14 protein-coding genes are annotated in these 15,128 nt (G+C 69.5%); 5 read left to right on the plus strand and 9 right to left on the minus strand.

The features are described from left to right. The first annotated feature begins 283 nt into the window (after positions 1 to 283). Positions 284 to 1,462 carry a pyridoxal phosphate-dependent aminotransferase gene (locus JGS39_RS28325; protein ID WP_219572440.1) on the plus strand — a complete coding sequence of 393 codons (1,179 nt, stop codon included), beginning with the start codon at positions 284 to 286 and terminating at the stop codon, positions 1,460 to 1,462. 69 nt (positions 1,463 to 1,531) lie between these two features. Here JGS39_RS28325 and JGS39_RS28330 read toward each other — a convergent pair whose 3' ends face one another. Next, positions 1,532 to 2,092: a YbjN domain-containing protein gene (locus JGS39_RS28330; RefSeq protein ID WP_219572441.1), complete on the minus strand. Its 561-nt coding sequence runs from the start codon at positions 2,090 to 2,092 to the stop codon at positions 1,532 to 1,534. 140 nt (positions 2,093 to 2,232) lie between these two features. Further along, positions 2,233 to 4,827, minus strand: a complete 2,595-nt coding sequence (gene clpB, locus JGS39_RS28335) for an ATP-dependent chaperone ClpB (RefSeq protein WP_219572442.1) — start codon at positions 4,825 to 4,827, stop codon at positions 2,233 to 2,235. Positions 4,828 to 5,026: 199 nt separating this feature from the next. Between clpB and JGS39_RS28340 the strand changes: the two genes are divergently transcribed. Continuing rightward, positions 5,027 to 5,431: a pyridoxamine 5'-phosphate oxidase family protein gene (locus JGS39_RS28340; protein ID WP_219572443.1), complete on the plus strand. Its 405-nt coding sequence runs from the start codon at positions 5,027 to 5,029 to the stop codon at positions 5,429 to 5,431. Positions 5,432 to 5,462: 31 nt separating this feature from the next. On the opposite strand, the gene JGS39_RS28345 is transcribed toward JGS39_RS28340, so the two are convergent. The 3 genes from JGS39_RS28345 to JGS39_RS28355 form a co-directional block, all read right to left on the minus strand. Then, positions 5,463 to 6,335: a hypothetical protein gene (locus tag JGS39_RS28345; protein ID WP_219572444.1), complete on the minus strand. Its 873-nt coding sequence runs from the start codon at positions 6,333 to 6,335 to the stop codon at positions 5,463 to 5,465. Between the two features lie 194 nt (positions 6,336 to 6,529). Beyond that, positions 6,530 to 6,850 (minus strand): Rieske (2Fe-2S) protein, encoded by a 321-nt coding sequence (locus tag JGS39_RS28350; RefSeq protein ID WP_136326604.1) that lies wholly within the window; start codon positions 6,848 to 6,850, stop codon positions 6,530 to 6,532. 1 nt (position 6,851) lies between these two features. Then, the gene (locus JGS39_RS28355) at positions 6,852 to 7,079 is read right to left on the minus strand and encodes a hypothetical protein (protein WP_219572445.1); all 228 of its coding nucleotides are present in this window, start codon (positions 7,077 to 7,079) and stop codon (positions 6,852 to 6,854) included. A gap of 113 nt (positions 7,080 to 7,192) precedes the next feature. Here JGS39_RS28355 and JGS39_RS28360 point away from each other — a divergent pair, with 113 nt between their 5' ends. From JGS39_RS28360 to JGS39_RS28370, 3 genes are all read left to right on the plus strand, one after another. Continuing rightward, entirely contained in the window at positions 7,193 to 8,203 is a 1,011-nt protein-coding gene (locus tag JGS39_RS28360; protein WP_219572446.1) for a helix-turn-helix domain-containing protein, read from the plus strand. A gap of 186 nt (positions 8,204 to 8,389) precedes the next feature. Continuing rightward, on the plus strand, positions 8,390 to 9,370 hold the full coding sequence (locus tag JGS39_RS28365; protein WP_219572447.1) for a helix-turn-helix transcriptional regulator: 981 nt from the start codon (positions 8,390 to 8,392) through the stop codon (positions 9,368 to 9,370). After that, on the plus strand, positions 9,367 to 10,380 hold the full coding sequence (locus tag JGS39_RS28370; RefSeq protein ID WP_219572448.1) for a helix-turn-helix transcriptional regulator: 1,014 nt from the start codon (positions 9,367 to 9,369) through the stop codon (positions 10,378 to 10,380). The genes JGS39_RS28365 and JGS39_RS28370 overlap by 4 nt, the downstream gene beginning before the upstream one ends. Before the next feature lie 57 nt (positions 10,381 to 10,437). Here the strand turns inward: JGS39_RS28370 and JGS39_RS28375 are convergent, their stop codons facing one another. From JGS39_RS28375 to dnaK, 4 genes are all read right to left on the minus strand, one after another. Next, positions 10,438 to 10,884: a heat shock protein transcriptional repressor HspR gene (locus JGS39_RS28375; protein ID WP_093899393.1), complete on the minus strand. Its 447-nt coding sequence runs from the start codon at positions 10,882 to 10,884 to the stop codon at positions 10,438 to 10,440. A gap of 1 nt (position 10,885) precedes the next feature. Then, positions 10,886 to 12,076 (minus strand): molecular chaperone DnaJ, encoded by a 1,191-nt coding sequence (gene dnaJ, locus JGS39_RS28380; RefSeq protein ID WP_219572449.1) that lies wholly within the window; start codon positions 12,074 to 12,076, stop codon positions 10,886 to 10,888. 69 nt (positions 12,077 to 12,145) lie between these two features. Next, positions 12,146 to 12,811, minus strand: a complete 666-nt coding sequence (grpE, locus tag JGS39_RS28385) for a nucleotide exchange factor GrpE (protein ID WP_219572450.1) — start codon at positions 12,809 to 12,811, stop codon at positions 12,146 to 12,148. After that, positions 12,808 to 14,667 (minus strand): molecular chaperone DnaK, encoded by a 1,860-nt coding sequence (gene dnaK / locus JGS39_RS28390; RefSeq protein ID WP_219572451.1) that lies wholly within the window; start codon positions 14,665 to 14,667, stop codon positions 12,808 to 12,810. Before dnaK ends, grpE begins: the two co-directional genes overlap by 4 nt. Positions 14,668 to 15,128 lie beyond the last annotated feature (461 nt).

Consider the following 15,128-nt stretch of genomic DNA (forward strand, 5'->3'; position numbering starts at 1 on the left):
CACCAGCCCCCACTGCCCGACCCGCTGCCAAAACTGCCCGCCCTGCGCCGCCCGGCCGACGACCGGCCGCGGTTGCCCGCGCTCACCAGCGCCGAAACAAGGAGCACAACCACGGCCACGCTCACCGCAATGACCACACCCACCACGGACCTCACGTCCTTCCGTCCCCCGAAGCGAAAGTCCCCCGCTCCGTACCGATTCCCGCGTGTCAGGGGGATGCCCCGTCCCCGTTCGGCCAAAGCAGACTTGAGCAACTCCAGAGCTTCCGCGCAGGATGGCGGTCATGACACAGGGACGACCGCTGCTCAACCGCCGCCTCGCCGAGTTCGGCACGACGATCTTCGCGGAGATGTCCGCGCTGGCCGTCCGCACCGGCGCCATCAACCTCGGCCAGGGCTTCCCCGACACCGACGGCCCCGAGGAGGTCCGCGAGGCCGCGGTCCGTGCCCTGCGCGCCGGGCACGGCAACCAGTACCCACCGGGGCCCGGCGTCCCCGAGCTGCGTACCGCGATCGCGGCCCACCAGCAGCGCCGCTACGCCCTGACGTACGACCCCGACACCGAGGTCCTCGTCACCGCGGGCGCCACCGAGGCCATCGCGGCCGCGCTGCTGGCGCTCCTGGAGCCGGGGGACGAGGTCGTCGCCCTGGAGCCGTACTACGACTCGTACGCCGCCTGCATCGCCATGGCGGGCGCCACCCGCGTCCCCGTGACCCTGCACCCCGAGCCGTCCACCGGCACCTACCGGCTGGACCTCGGCGAACTGCGCGCGGCCGTCACGCCCCGCACCCGGCTGCTCCTGCTCAACACCCCGCACAACCCCACCGGCACCGTCCTGACCCGCGAGGAACTCGCCGCGATCGCCGAGCTGGCGTGCGAACGCGATCTCCTGGTCGTCACGGACGAGGTCTACGAGCACCTGGTCTTCGAGGGCGAACACCTGCCGCTCGCCGGCTTCCCGGGGATGCGCGAGCGGACGGTCACCATCAGCTCGGCCGGCAAGACGTTCTCCTTCACCGGCTGGAAGGTCGGCTGGGTCACCGCGAGCCCGGAGCTGGTGACGGCGGTGCGCTCGGCGAAGCAGTACCTGACGTACGTCGCCTCCGGGCCCTTCCAGTACGCCGTGGCCGAGGCGCTGAGCCTGCCCGACAGCTACTTCGACGCGCTGCGCGCGGACCTGCGGACCAAGCGCGATCTGCTGAGCGGCGGTCTCGCCGAGGCAGGGTTCGACGTGTACAGGCCGGCGGGCACGTACTTCGTCACCACGGACATCCGCCCGCTCGACAGCAGCGGTGACGGCTTCGCGTTCTGCCGGTCGCTTCCGGAGCGGTGCGGGGTCGTGGCCGTCCCGAACGCGGTCTTCTACGACCACCGGGAGCAGGGCGCGCCCTTCGTGCGCTTCGCGTTCTGCAAGCGTACGGAAGTGCTGGAGGAGGCCGTCTCACGGCTCAAGGGCCTGTGAAACGGCGCGGCGCGGGGAGCGGTCCCGGGGAGGGGCCGTTCCCCGCGCCGTGCGCGCGTCGAGGGTGGCTCAGGCGTCCGGAGCGGCCTGCTCCGTGCCCTCGGCCTTGTCCTCGGCCGGTGCCAGGCCGAGGCGCTCCAGCAGCCACTTGTCGAACTCGATGGAGGCGCGCACCCAGCTGACCGTCGAGGAGACGAAGTGCTCCAGGGAGACGCCGGTGCCGATGAGCATCTGCGCCTCACCGATCAGCCGGACCGAGGTACCGGTGTCCTCGGAGCCCTCCTCGGGCTCGTGGGTGTGCGTGTAGACCTTGGGCCACAGGGTGCGGCGGTTCCAGTCGTCGATCGCGTCGAGGAGGACCGGGCGCTGGTCCGTGTCGTGCGGGCGGTCGTAGAACGTACGGACCGAGAAGACCTGCTGCTCGCCCTCGCCACGGAACATGAAGTACGTGCGGAAGTCTTCCCACGGCGCCGCGAGGTCGCCCTCGTCGTCGACGACGTACTTCAGCTCCATCTGCTCCAGGAGCTGCTTGACGAGGTCCTGGTCAGGGACGACGGGGCCCTCCGGTCCTGCCGCCTGCGGTTCGGGCTGGCCCCCGAAGTTAGGAATCGAGGACGGATCGATGCTCACCGTAATTTCCCTTCGTGCGGTTGGCTGCCATCCTCTCCCATGGCGGGCGGGGCATGGCAAGCCCGGACGGCCCCGATCCGCCACAAGCTGATATCCAGCCGTGGGGACCGGGGCCGCCGGTTACTCCACATGCGCTCCGGTCAGGCCGCCGCGCCGACGGTCAGACCGTCGCCTTCCCGGTCGACGCGGACCGTGTCGCCGTCCGTGATCCCGCCCGCGATGATCTTCTTCGCGAGCCGGTCGCCGATCGCCGTCTGGATGAGGCGGCGCAGCGGCCGGGCACCGTAGGCCGGGTCGTTGCCCTCCTCGGCCAGCCAGGCCAGGGCGGCCGGGGTGACGTCGAGGGTGAGCCTCCGGTCCGCCAGCCGCTTGGCGAGGCGGTCGATCTGGAGCCCCGCGATGTGCGCGAGTTCGTCCCCGGACAGGGCGGAGAAGACCACCAGGTCGTCGAGCCGGTTGAGGAACTCCGGCTTGAAGGAGGCCCGCACGACGTCCAGGACCTGGCTCTTCTTCTCCTCGGGCTTGGTCAGGGGGTCGACCAGGTACTGGCTGCCGAGGTTGGACGTCAGGATCAGGATGGTGTTGCGGAAATCCACCGTCCGGCCCTGTCCGTCGGTGAGCCGCCCGTCGTCGAGGACCTGGAGCAGGATGTCGAAGACCTCGGGGTGCGCCTTCTCCACCTCGTCCAGCAGGACGACGCTGTACGGGCGGCGGCGGACCGCCTCCGTGAGCTGGCCGCCCTCCTCGTAGCCGACGTACCCAGGCGGGGCGCCGACCAGCCGGGCCACGCTGTGCTTCTCGCCGTACTCGCTCATGTCGATGCGGACCATGGCCCGCTCGTCGTCGAAGAGGAAGTCGGCGAGCGCCTTCGCCAGCTCGGTCTTGCCGACACCGGTCGGGCCGAGGAAGAGGAACGATCCGGTGGGCCGGTCGGGGTCGGCGATACCGGCCCGGGTGCGGCGTACCGCGTCCGAGACGGCCTGCACGGCCTCGGTCTGCCCGATGAGGCGCCGGCCCAGCTCCTCCTCCATGCGCAGCAGCTTCTGGGTCTCGCCCTCCAGCAGCCGGCCGGCCGGGATGCCGGTCCAGGCACCGACGACATCGGCGATGTCGTCGGGTCCGACCTCGTCCTTGACCAGGGTCTCCTTGGGCTCCTTCGCGGCCTCCTGCTCGGCCTCGGACGCCTCGGCCAGCTCCCGCTCCAGGCCCGGGATCTCCCCGTACAGCAGCTTGGACGCGGTGTCGAAGTCGCCGTCGCGCTGGGCACGTTCGGCCTGTCCGCGCAGGTCGTCGAGGCGTTCCTTCAGCTCACCGACGCGGTTGAGGCCCTGCTTCTCCTTCTCCCAGCGGGCGTTGAGACCGCGCAGCTCCTCCTCCTTGTCGGCGAGGTCGCGGCGCAGCTTCTCCAGCCGCTGCCTGGACGCGGGGTCCGTCTCGTTCTTGAGGGCCAGCTCCTCCATGTGCAACCGGTCGACGGAGCGCTGGAGTTCGTCGATCTCGACGGGCGAGGAGTCGATCTCCATGCGCAGCCGGGAGGCCGCCTCGTCGACGAGGTCGATGGCCTTGTCGGGGAGGAAGCGGGAGGTGATGTAGCGGTCGGAGAGCGTGGCGGCGGCGACCAGGGAGGCGTCCGCGATCTGCACCTTGTGGTGGGCCTCGTAGCGGCCCTTGAGCCCGCGCAGGATCGCGATGGTGTCCTCGACGGACGGTTCGGCCACGAGCACCTGCTGGAAGCGGCGCTCCAGGGCGGGGTCCTTCTCGATCCGCTCGCGGTACTCGTCGAGTGTGGTGGCACCGACCATCCGCAGCTCGCCGCGGGCCAGCATGGGCTTGAGCATGTTGCCCGCGTCCATGGCGGAGTCGCCTCCGGCGCCCGCGCCGACGACGGTGTGCAGCTCGTCGATGAACGTGATGATCTGGCCGTCGCTCTCCTTGATCTCGGAGAGGACGGTCTTCAGGCGCTCCTCGAACTCACCGCGGTACTTGGCGCCCGCGACCATGGCGCCCAGGTCCAGCGAGACGAGCCGCTTGTTCTTCAGGGATTCGGGGACGTCGCCCTTGACGATGCGCTGGGCGAGCCCTTCGACGACGGCGGTCTTGCCGACGCCGGGCTCGCCGATGAGCACCGGGTTGTTCTTGGTGCGGCGTGACAGCACCTGGACGACGCGCCGGATCTCCTGGTCGCGCCCGATGACCGGGTCGAGCTTGCCGTCGCGCGCGGCCGCGGTGAAGTCCGTACCGAATTTCTCCAGGGCCTTGTACTGGCCCTCCGGGTCGGGTGTGCTCACCCGGCGCCCTCCCCTGCTCTTCTCGAATGCGTCCAGCAGCCTCTTCGCGCCGGCGCCCTGCCCGTCGAGGATCTCACCGGCACGGCCGCCCTTGGCCGCGATGCCGATGAGCAGGTGCTCGGTGGAGATGTAGTCGTCGCCGAGCTCCTTCGCCCTGCGGGCGGCGTCGTCGATGACGGCGAGCAGGTCGCGGTTGGGCTGCGGCGGCGCGACGGTCGACCCGGTCACGCTGGGCTGCGCGCCCAGGAGCCGCTCGGTCCCGGTACGGATGGCGACCTGGTCGGCCTCGACGGCGGCCAGCAGATCGACAAGATTCTCGTTGTCCTCGCCCGAGAGCAGCGCGAGCAGCAGATGCCCCGGGGTCAGATCGGGATGCCCGTCCTTCACGGCCCTGCTGGTGGCCGCGTTGATGGCGTCCCTGCTCCTGTTGGTCAGCTCGGCGTCCACGTGCGCTCTCTCCTCCTTGCGACGACTGGTCCGTTTGCACTACTGACACGATCAACGTGCATAAAGTTGAGTCTATTCCACTCAAGGCAAAAACGGGGCCCCGCCCTCTGCTTCCGTTCGGGCCGCCCGTTCCGAGTGAACCGGCCGCTCCGGCCACCCGCCACCGCGGCGCGGTGCCCGGACTGCCTACGCTGGCGCCATGGCAGTCGACGTACGCAATCCCGGCCCGGAGTACCTCGCCTTCTGGCGCGAGTCCCATCTGTGCACCCTCACGACACCCCGCCCCGACGGCACCCCGCACGTGGTCCCGGTATGCGTGACGTACGACCCCGAGGCCGGCCTCGCCCGCATCATCACCAACAGGAACAGCCGCAAGGTCGCCAACATCCTGGCCGCGGGCCCGGACGGCGCCCGCGTCGCGGTCTGCCAGGTACACCGGGCCCGCTGGGCGACCCTGGAGGGCGTCGCCAGGGTGCGTACGGAGCAGGACAGGGTCGAGACGGCGGTACGCCGCCACATGGAGCGCTACGAGCGCACGCCCTCGCCCAACCCCGACCGCGTCGCCATCGAGATCACCCTGGACCGGGCGCTCGGCCGCGGGTGACCGCATCCACCCGCCGGCCCCGCGCCCGCCGTCAGCTGCCGCCCTCCGCCCAGGGCCGGCGCGGCGGCACGGGCGGCGGCGCCATGGGCGTGGGCGCCTGCGCCTGGACCGGCAGGGAGGCCACGGCCTCCTCCTCGATCTGCGGAAGACCGTGCGGGAAGACCTGTCCGACGGCGACCGTGCGGCCGTCGACGGCGGCGTACATCCCCTCCCGGGCGGCGGCGTGCAGCGCCTCACGCAGGGCGCGCGGCGGCTCGGTCCGCATCATGACCTTCTCCATGTCGGCGCCGCCGAAGCCCCGGACGAAGTCGGAGACGAACTGCGCGACGAGTTCGGTGCCGCGCCGGTTGCGCCACATCACCCAGCCCAGATAGAGGCTGGTGCCGTAGGCGAACACCGAGAGGTACGCGACGTAGCTCCCGTCCTGGAGCACCATCCGGTGCGTCACCCGCGCGTGCTCGCCCCCGCTGCGGATACGGCGGAACACCGGCACCACCGGCAGCCGGCGCTCCCGCACGACCCTCGCGATCTCGGCGTACGCGGATTCGGCGTGCGTCCCCCGGCCGGCCAGCAGCACCCGCCACTCCCCGACCGGCTCGGCGATCCTCGACGCCAGGAAGACGGCGACGAAGGCGATCACGGCGATCTGCAGCCCGATGCCCATGATCCCGAGGCCGCTCCGCGGATCGCCGGCCAGGGTGATGAGCGCGGCGAAGCCGAAGAGGAGAAGCACGGCGAACGCCACGGCGGCGGCCCTCAGCCACACCGCCAGAAAAGCCTTCCCGTTCACCGAGTCGTCGAAGGAGACCTCCACCTCGCGGTGGAGCAACGTCTTGTCGAGGTAGGCGGCATCGCCGTCCCCTCCGCGCCGGCCGGGCTGTTTGTCGACCTTGTGTCCGCTCATGAATGACCCTTGAGGTGGAAGGGCGGAGCATGGAGGACCGTGTCCCCATCCACACAGAGGCGAATTTCGACACCTTCTGTGCCGCTCCGACCGGAATGTCTCCGGGAGAAGCACAACGGCGCCACCGTGTTCAGGTCACGGTGGCGCCGTTGTGTGGGGGAGTGTCTGAGCGACGTGGAACGACGGGGGATCGCTCAGGCACTGCGGGGGGTGGCGGAGATGGTTTCTGGCTCGAACAGCTGATGGTCGCGCTGAGCGAGGTTCACGAAGATCATGTCGTACCGAATGGCGCAGCGCACGGGCTGCGGCGCTCCGCGGGGCTTGCGGAGGCACCGGTAGGCGCGGAGTTCACCGTCGTCCTCACGGGCGACGACGACCGGGTCACCGAACAGAGTGACCATCAACGAATCACCACGGTGGGGGAGTGCCGTGACGAGGTCGATGAAATGCCACCCTGAGCGATAGGCGGTTGCCATCTCGCGCCGGAAGGTCCGGTCGTCCGGCGGCGTGGTCATGTCAGGCGCCCACGCGGTCGGAAACGGGTGCCCAACTGATCTCACCGGCCGTCTTCGGCGCCTGGGCAAACCAGCTGATCTCACCGGGCGAGCTCGCAGCCTCGACGCTCCAGCTGATCTCGCCGGGCCCGGCTGCCGCCTCGGCACTCCAGCTGATCTCATCGCCGCTCGCCAGGACGGCAAAGCCCATTGCCGCGACGAATGAGACGGCAAGCGCCGAGCGAAGCATTCGCTTATACATAGTCGGCTTCGTCCTCACTTGTGGATTCTTCTCCCCCGCACCTAAGACGATGTCTCACCTGGGCACACGAACACCACCGAGTCGATGCATCATGTTCCTGCATGTTCAGGAACCTGGGGGGTGTTGATATGGCAACAAACAAGGCAGAAGAGACACATCGTCACGGGATCACCGAACTGTGCGCCGACGGAGCACACCTCTACGCCAGCGCGCTGCGTTCAGGGCGCATATCCCGAGCCGAAGTAGCTCCAGCCCCCTGCCTGATGGACTTCGCCCTCCTGCACCCGGATCCTGACGACCCCGACTGGCTGCGCCCTCTTCCGCCGTCCGCCGCACTCGCGCAGCGGCTCCACCCCATCGAGCGCGAGATCCAGGAACGCCGGCGCCGGTCCCTCGAACTGGCCGAATCATTCGAACCGTTCATGGACATCAGCGCACAGGATCCCCCCATCACCCACGCCATCACCGTGCTGGAGGGGAAGCATCGCATCAACGCCGCACTGGACCTGGCCACCGCTGAATGCCGCACCGAGGTCCTCACCGTCCAGCCGGGCGGAGACCGCGGCGAGGACCGCCTGCGAGAAGGCCTGGAGCGCGGACTGCTGGTGGTGGACCGGGGGGTCGGGATGCGCACCCTGTACCAGCACACCGTCCGGCACAGCCAAGGCACTCTCGCCTACGCGGAACGCATGGCCGAGGGCAAAGTGGAGATCCGGACACTCGAAGAACTTATCGCGCGCCTGATCGTCTTCGACCGGACCGTAGCCTTCATTCCTGCCAGCAACGACGACCAGATAGCCCTGGAACTGCGCCATCCCGGACTGGTCGAGTACCTGATCACCGTGTTCGAGCAGCTCTGGAACCGCGCATCGCCCCTGCTGGGCGCGCTGCCGTACGATCCGGCGCCCAAGGGCATCAGCGGCGTCCAGCGCTCCATAGCCCAGCTTCTCGTCGAGGGCCATGTGGACGATTCGATAGCCCGCCGGCTCGGCATGAACGTCCGCACCTGCCGAGCTCACGTCGCCAAGCTGTCCGCCGTGCTGGGCAGCACCAGCCGCGCCCAGCTCGGATACCTGATCGCCCAGTCAGGAATCCTCGATCAGGATTCCTGACCGGGCCGACCCCAGAAGATCCCCACCCCCGGGCCGGGGGCGCAGCCGCGCAACGGGGGAGAAGCGTGGCCGCGCCCTCTGATACACCGGGGGAGTTCCCGGCTCCCCCGACGGGTCAACCCTGGCCCGAGGACTACGCTTCCACCACCGTCATCTTGCTGCACTGCCGAAAGTGGGGGGTCACGAATGGGCAGGGATGAGGACACACCGGCACACGCGCACGGGGACCGCCACCTGTGCGACGCGGCAGTCACGGTGTACACCGAAGCCCTCCGCACAGGACGAATACCCCGGACGGCACTGCGCCCCGCACCGTGCCTGCTCGAGTTGGCACTCGTGCACCCGGACCCGCAGGACGACCAATGGATCCGGCCGGTGCCGCCGTCCGCGGCCCTCGCCCACCTGCTGCAGCCCGTCATACGGGAGATTCACGAGCGCATCAGGCTCTCCGCCGCGCTCGCGGATTCGTTGGCTCCCCTGGCTTCCGTCGCCAGCACCGACCCCAACCTCTCCATCACCGTCCTCGAAGGCATCCCGCTGATCGAGACGGCCATTCAGAACGCCCTGGAAGGCGCGCAGGAGGAAATCCTCACCCTCCAGCCCGGGAGCAGCCGCCCGGCGGACCAACTCAGAAAGGCGCTGGAACGCGCCTTGTCCACGGTCGGCCGGGGCGCCACCCTGCGCCACATCTACCAGCACCCGGCGCGCTACAGCCCGACGCTCAAGACCTATCTGGCCGAGGTGCCACCCGGTCACATCCAGGTCCGCACCATCGAGCAGACCGTCGAGCGGCTCTTCATCTTCGACCGCACCGTGGCCTTCATCCCCGCCAACCCGAGGCGCGACGTGGCCCTGGAGATCCGCCACCCGGCGCTCGTCCGATACCTGATCCAGGTGTACGAGGTCCTGTGGGCCCAGGCCACCCCACTCACCGAACCACTGCAGCCGGCCCCTCCGGGTGCCACCGTCACCCCGGTCCAGCTCAGCATCGCGCGCCTCCTCGTCGAAGGTCACATCGATCAGGTGGTGGCCCGCAAACTCGGCATCAGCGTCCGCACCTGCCGTACCCACATCGCCAAACTCATGCAGACCTTCAACGCCACCAGCCGCACCCAACTGGGCGCGCTCCTCGCCCAGTCCGGATTCGCCGATCGCACTCCGGCATGACGACGGCACCTCCGCACGAGCACAGTGACCGCGCCGTGTGCGACGCGGCGATGAGCCTCTACTCCGAGGCATGGGCCGCCGGCCGCGTCTCCCGGACCGCCGCCATGCCGCTGCCCTGCCTCAGCGAGAACGCGCTCCTCGTACCCGATCCGCTCGACAGCCGCTTCCTGCGGCCCGTGCCGCCGTCGGCAGCCCTCGCCCACCTGCTGCACCCCATCACTCAAGGGCTCCTGGAGCACGTACGGGCCTCCGACCACCTGGTCAAGGCCTTGGCCCCGCTGGTCTCCTTCGGCCCCCACGTACCTCACCTCGCCATCACCGTGCTCAAGGGCCGCTCGACGGTCCAGGCGTCCATCAACGAATCGGCGCGCGACGTGCGTGAGGAGATCCTCACGCTTCAGCCCGGCAGCACCCGGCGACGAGAGGATCTTCAAACGGCCCTGTCAGGCACGCTGCCCACAGTGGAGCGAGGCGTTCAGGTGCGGCACATCTACCAGCATTCCGCGCGCTACAGCCCGGACCTCAAGGCGTACGTGGGACAGCTGCCGAGCAGCCTCCTCCAGGTCCGCACCATGGAACAGGCCATCGAAGTCCTCATGATCTTCGACCGCACGGTCGCCTACGTCCCCGCCGAACGCGACCGAAGCGTCGCCCTGGAGATCCGCCACCCCGCACTGGTCACCTTCCTCGCCCAGATGTACGAAACGCTCTGGGCCCAGGCCACCCCCTTCACCCAGCAGCTCCCCACCGCCCTGCCCGGGACACCGGTCACCGCCGTCCAGCAGAGCATCGCCCGCCTCCTGATCGAGGGGAACCAGGACGAGGCCGTCGCCCGCACACTCGGCATCAGCGTCCGCACCTGTCGCGCCCACATCTCCAAGCTCATGCAGACCCTCGGCGCCACCAGCCGCACCCACCTCGGCGCGCTCCTCGTCCACTCCGCCATCGCCGAGCCCGCAGCGCCGCCGCGTACAGCGGAAAAGCCCGCCACCCCCGATGTTCCGGGGTGACGGGCTCCTTCCACGGGCTTTCCGGGAAAAGACCCCCGGTAGGTTCCGCGCGCTCCTTCAGTCCTTCGGCCGCTTCGGCCGCCAGACCACCAACGCGCTGGTCTGCTGCACGTCCTGATACGGCACCAGGTCGCGCCGGTACGAGGCGTGCACCTGGGCCTCGCGCTGCTGCATGGCCACCGCCGCCCCGTCCACGGCCGCCGAGAGCTCGGCGACGCGCTGCTGGAGCGCCGCGACCTGATTCTCCAGTTCGATGATGCGCTTGATGCCGGCCAGGTTGATGCCCTCGTCCTGCGACAGCTGCTGCACGGTGCGCAGCAGCTCGATGTCGCGGGCCGAGTAGCGCCGCCCGCGTCCGGCCGTACGGTCGGGCGAGACGAGGCCGAGGCGGTCGTACTGGCGCAGCGTCTGCGGATGCAGGCCCGAGAGCTGGGCCGCGATCGAGATCACGTACACCGGGGATTCATCGGTGAGTTCGTACGGATTGCGTCGTCGGCCGTCCACCTCAAGCTCCCTTCGCTGCCTGGAACAGCTCCGCCCGCGGGTCCTGGTCCGCGGTCGCCTTCCGGTAGGTCTCCAGGGCGTCCCGGGCCTCGGGGCCCAGGTCCGTGGGGACCGCCACCTCGACGGTGACCAGCAGGTCGCCGCGGGTGCCGTCCTTGCGGACCGCGCCCTTGCCCCGGGCCCGCATGGTGCGACCGCCCGGCGTACCGGCCGGAAGCTTCAGGGTGACGGGCGGTCCGCCGAGCGTGGGGACCTTCACCTCGCCGCCGAGCGCCGCCTCCGTGAAGGTGACGGGCACGGTGACCGTGAGGTTGTCGCCCTTGCGGCCGAAGACCGGGTGGGCGTCGACGTGGACGACGACGTAGAGGTCGCCGGCCGGTCCGCCGCGCTCGCCCGGGGCTCCCTTGCCGCGCAGCCGGATCCGCTGGCCGTCGAGGACGCCCGCCGGGATCCTGACCTGCATGGTGCGGGACGACTTCGCCCGGCCGCTGCCCTTGCAGACCTCGCAGGGGTCCTGGGCGATGAGGCCCCGGCCCTTGCAGTCCACGCAGGGATCGGTGAGCGAGAAGCCGCCGCCGCTGCCACGCGAGACCTGGCCGGTGCCGACACAGGTCGGGCAGACCCTGGGGGTGCCGTTCTTGTCGCCGGTGCCGGAGCACGCCTTACAGGGTGCCTGGCTGGACATCCGCAGCGGGACCGTGGCCCCGTCGACCGCCTCGGTGAAGCTGAGCGTCACCTCGGACTCGATGTCCTGGCCGCGGCGCGGCTGCACCCGGGTGCCGGCGCCGCCGCCACCCCGGTTGAAGAGGCCGCCGAAGACATCTCCCAGGCCGCCGCCGCCGAAACCGCCGGCGCCGCCCTGCTGGCCCCCGCCCGGGGCACCTCCGAAGAGGTCCCCCAGGTCGAAGTTGAAGTTGCCCTGGGCGCCGCCGGGTCCGGCGCGGAAGCCACCGTTGCCGAAGAGGGCGCGCGCCTCGTCGTACTCCTTGCGCTTCTTGGTGTCACCGAGGATGTCGTTCGCCTCGGAGATCTCCTTGAAGCGCTCCTCCGCCTTGTCGTCGCCCTTGTTGGCGTCCGGGTGGAACTCGCGGGCGAGCTTCCGGTACGCCTTCTTGATCTCGGCGTCGGTGGCGTCCTTCGGGACGCCGAGAACCTTGTAGTAGTCCTTCTCGACGAAGTCCTTCGTACTCATCGACGTCCCTCCTTCCGGACGCCCGGCCGGTCGGCCGGGTGGTGTGCTGCCAGGTGGTCGGACGGAATGTCAGACCTCCTCGCCGCCACCGCTCTCCTCGTCGTCTGCCTTCTCGTCCTTCGCGGCCGCAGGGGTCGCCCCCGGCTGGGGTTCGGCCACCGCCACCCGTGCGGGACGGATGGTGCGCTCGCCGATCCGGTACCCGGGCTGCAGGATCGCCACGCAGGTCGTCTCCGTGACGTCCGGCGCGTACGAGTGCATCAGGGCCTCGTGGATCGTCGGGTCGAAGGGCTCGCCCTCCTTGCCGAACTGCTGCAGTCCGAGCTTGGCGACGACCGTCTCCAGCGATTCGGCCACCGACTTGAACCCGCCCACGAGCTCACCGTGCTCGCGGGCCCGGCCGACGTCGTCGAGCACGGGCAGGAGCTCGGACAGGAGACCCGCGACCGCGATCTCCTTGACCGTGACCCGGTCCCGCTCCACGCGGCGGCGGTAGTTCTGGTACTCGGCCTGGAGCCGCTGAAGGTCGCCCGTGCGCTCGGAGAGCGCGGTGCGGACCTGGTCCAGCTGAGCGGTCAGTGCCGTCGTCCGGTTCGAGTCCGTCTCGTTCGTGTCCCCGGCCGGGGCCGCCGCCTCCTCCGAAGAGGGGGTGGCGGCCTTCGGCTCGGCGTCGTCAGGGGTGGCGCCGGAGGGGACGTCGGGCTTCTCCTCGAAGCCCGGAGTCTCCTCGGTCACGCCGCACCGCCCTTGGAGTCCTTCTCGTCGTCGACGATCTCGGCGTCGACGACATCGTCCTGGGCGTCGCCCTGCGCCTGCTCGGCACCCGGCTGCGCGTCGGCCTGCGGACCACCCTCGGCCTGGGCGTTGGCGTACATCGCCTGGCCCAGCTTCTGGGAGACGGCCGCGACCTTCTCGGTGGCCGTGCGGATCTCGGCGGTGTCCTCGCCCTTGAGCTTCTCCTTCAGCTCGGTGAGCGCGGTCTCCACCTCCGTCTTCACGTCGCCGGGGACCTTGTCCTCGTTGTCCTTGAGGAACTTCTCCGTCTGGTAGACGAGCTGCTCGCCCTGGTTGCGGGACTCGGCGGCCTCGCGACGGCGGTGGTCCTCGTCCGCGTACTGCTCGGCCTCTTCGCGCATCCGGTTGACCTCGTCCTTCGGCAGCGAGGAGCCACCGGTGACGGTCATCTTCTGCTCCTTGCCGGTGCCGAGGTCCTTGGCAGCGACGTGCATGATGCCGTTGGCGTCGATGTCGAACGCGACCTCGATCTGCGGCACACCGCGCGGGGCCGGCGGCAGACCGGTCAGCTCGAACATCCCGAGCTTCTTGTTGTACGCCGCGATCTCGCGCTCGCCCTGGTAGACCTGGATCTGCACGGACGGCTGGTTGTCCTCGGCCGTCGTGAAGATCTCGGAACGCTTGGTCGGGATCGTGGTGTTGCGCTCGATGAGCTTGGTCATGATCCCTCCCTTGGTCTCGATACCGAGGGACAGCGGGGTGACGTCGAGGAGCAGGACGTCCTTGACCTCGCCCTTGAGGACACCGGCCTGGAGCGAGGCGCCGATGGCGACGACCTCGTCCGGGTTCACACCCTTGTTGGCGTCCTGGCCGCCCGTGAGCTCCTTGACGAGCTCGGCGACGGCCGGCATACGGGTCGAGCCACCGACGAGAACGACGTGGTCGATCTCGGAGAGCTGGATGCCCGCGTCCTTGATGACGTTCTGGAACGGGTTCTTGCAGCGGTCCAGGAGGTCAGCGGTGAGCTGCTGGAACTGCGAGCGCGTGAGCTTCTCGTCCAGGTGCAGCGGGCCCTCGGCCGACGCCGTGATGTACGGCAGGTTGATCGAGGTCTCCGTCGAGGACGACAGCTCGATCTTCGCCTTCTCCGCGGCCTCGCGGAGACGCTGGAGAGCCATCTTGTCCTTGGACAGGTCCACGCCGTGCCCGTTGGCGAACTGCTTCACCAGGTAGTCGACGACGCGCTGGTCCCAGTCGTCACCACCGAGGTGGTTGTCGCCGTTGGTGGCCTTCACCTCGACGACGCCGTCGCCGATCTCCAGGAGGGACACGTCGAAGGTGCCGCCACCGAGGTCGAAGACGAGGATCGTCTGGTCGTCCTTGTCGAGCCCGTACGCCAGCGCGGCGGCCGTCGGCTCGTTGACGATACGCAGGACGTTCAGGCCCGCGATCTCGCCTGCCTCCTTCGTCGCCTGACGCTCGGAGTCGTTGAAGTACGCCGGGACGGTGATGACCGCGTCGGCCACCTTCTCGCCCAGGTACGCCTCGGCGTCACGCTTGAGCTTCTGCAGGATGAAGGCGCTCATCTGCTGCGGGTTGAAGCTCTTGCCGTCGATCTCGATCTTCCAGTCAGTGCCCATGTGGCGCTTGACCGAACGGATCGTCCTGTCGACGTTCGTCACTGCCTGGCGCTTGGCGACCTCGCCGACCAGAACCTCGCCGTTCTTCGCGAAGGCGACGACGGACGGCGTGGTCCTGGCGCCTTCGGCGTTGGTGATGACGGTGGGCTCGCCGCCTTCGAGAACGCTGACGACGGAGTTAGTCGTGCCCAGGTCGATGCCGACCGCACGTGCCATTTCAATTCCTCCAACTGACTACTTGAGTGGATCTGACTCAAGGATGCATGACACCCGCCCCGGAGTCAAAGGACCTGAGTCGGGTCGACTCAATTAACGTGCACACCCCCCATGCCACCAGCGGAAACGCCGCCGCCCGCCGCTACGGACACAGCTCGCATACCGGCGATCAGCGGCAATCCGGCCCACGCGCGGGCGACACCTGCCCGCCACCCAGGGCCACACGCCCCTCCACATCATCGCCTCATGGGATCGTTCTGTCACAAAATGCCGTGAGCCGCGCAAAACCGGCACCCGATCGACCCCGTCAGCCGACCCAGGCAGGTGCGAACGATGCAGACGCAGTGGCAAGGACAGCGCCACGGACCCCGCCGGCGGCCCGGGCCCGCCAGGCGTACCTGGCAGCCGCAACGGCCACCCCGCCTCCCGGCCGTCCGCAGAGCGCTGCGGGCACTGACGCC

The organism is Streptomyces poriferorum, assembly GCF_019399235.1.
Lineage (GTDB): Bacteria > Actinomycetota > Actinomycetes > Streptomycetales > Streptomycetaceae > Streptomyces > Streptomyces poriferorum.

What these genes read in the sequence shown, in the direction of transcription:
- JGS39_RS28340 (WP_219572443.1), top strand. Translation starts at nt 5,027, where the DNA reads ATGGCAGTCGACGTACGCAATCCCGGCCCGGAGTACCTCGCCTTCTGG.
- JGS39_RS28355 (WP_219572445.1), bottom strand. Translation starts at nt 7,079, where the DNA reads ATGCTTCGCTCGGCGCTTGCCGTCTCATTCGTCGCGGCAATGGGCTTT.
- JGS39_RS28370 (WP_219572448.1), top strand. Translation starts at nt 9,367, where the DNA reads ATGACGACGGCACCTCCGCACGAGCACAGTGACCGCGCCGTGTGCGAC.
- JGS39_RS28360 (WP_219572446.1), top strand. Translation starts at nt 7,193, where the DNA reads ATGTTCAGGAACCTGGGGGGTGTTGATATGGCAACAAACAAGGCAGAA.
- JGS39_RS28365 (WP_219572447.1), top strand. Translation starts at nt 8,390, where the DNA reads ATGGGCAGGGATGAGGACACACCGGCACACGCGCACGGGGACCGCCAC.
- JGS39_RS28350 (WP_136326604.1), bottom strand. Translation starts at nt 6,850, where the DNA reads ATGACCACGCCGCCGGACGACCGGACCTTCCGGCGCGAGATGGCAACC.
- JGS39_RS28345 (WP_219572444.1), bottom strand. Translation starts at nt 6,335, where the DNA reads ATGAGCGGACACAAGGTCGACAAACAGCCCGGCCGGCGCGGAGGGGAC.
- dnaK (WP_219572451.1), bottom strand. Translation starts at nt 14,667, where the DNA reads ATGGCACGTGCGGTCGGCATCGACCTGGGCACGACTAACTCCGTCGTC.
- JGS39_RS28325 (WP_219572440.1), top strand. Translation starts at nt 284, where the DNA reads ATGACACAGGGACGACCGCTGCTCAACCGCCGCCTCGCCGAGTTCGGC.
- dnaJ (WP_219572449.1), bottom strand. Translation starts at nt 12,076, where the DNA reads ATGAGTACGAAGGACTTCGTCGAGAAGGACTACTACAAGGTTCTCGGC.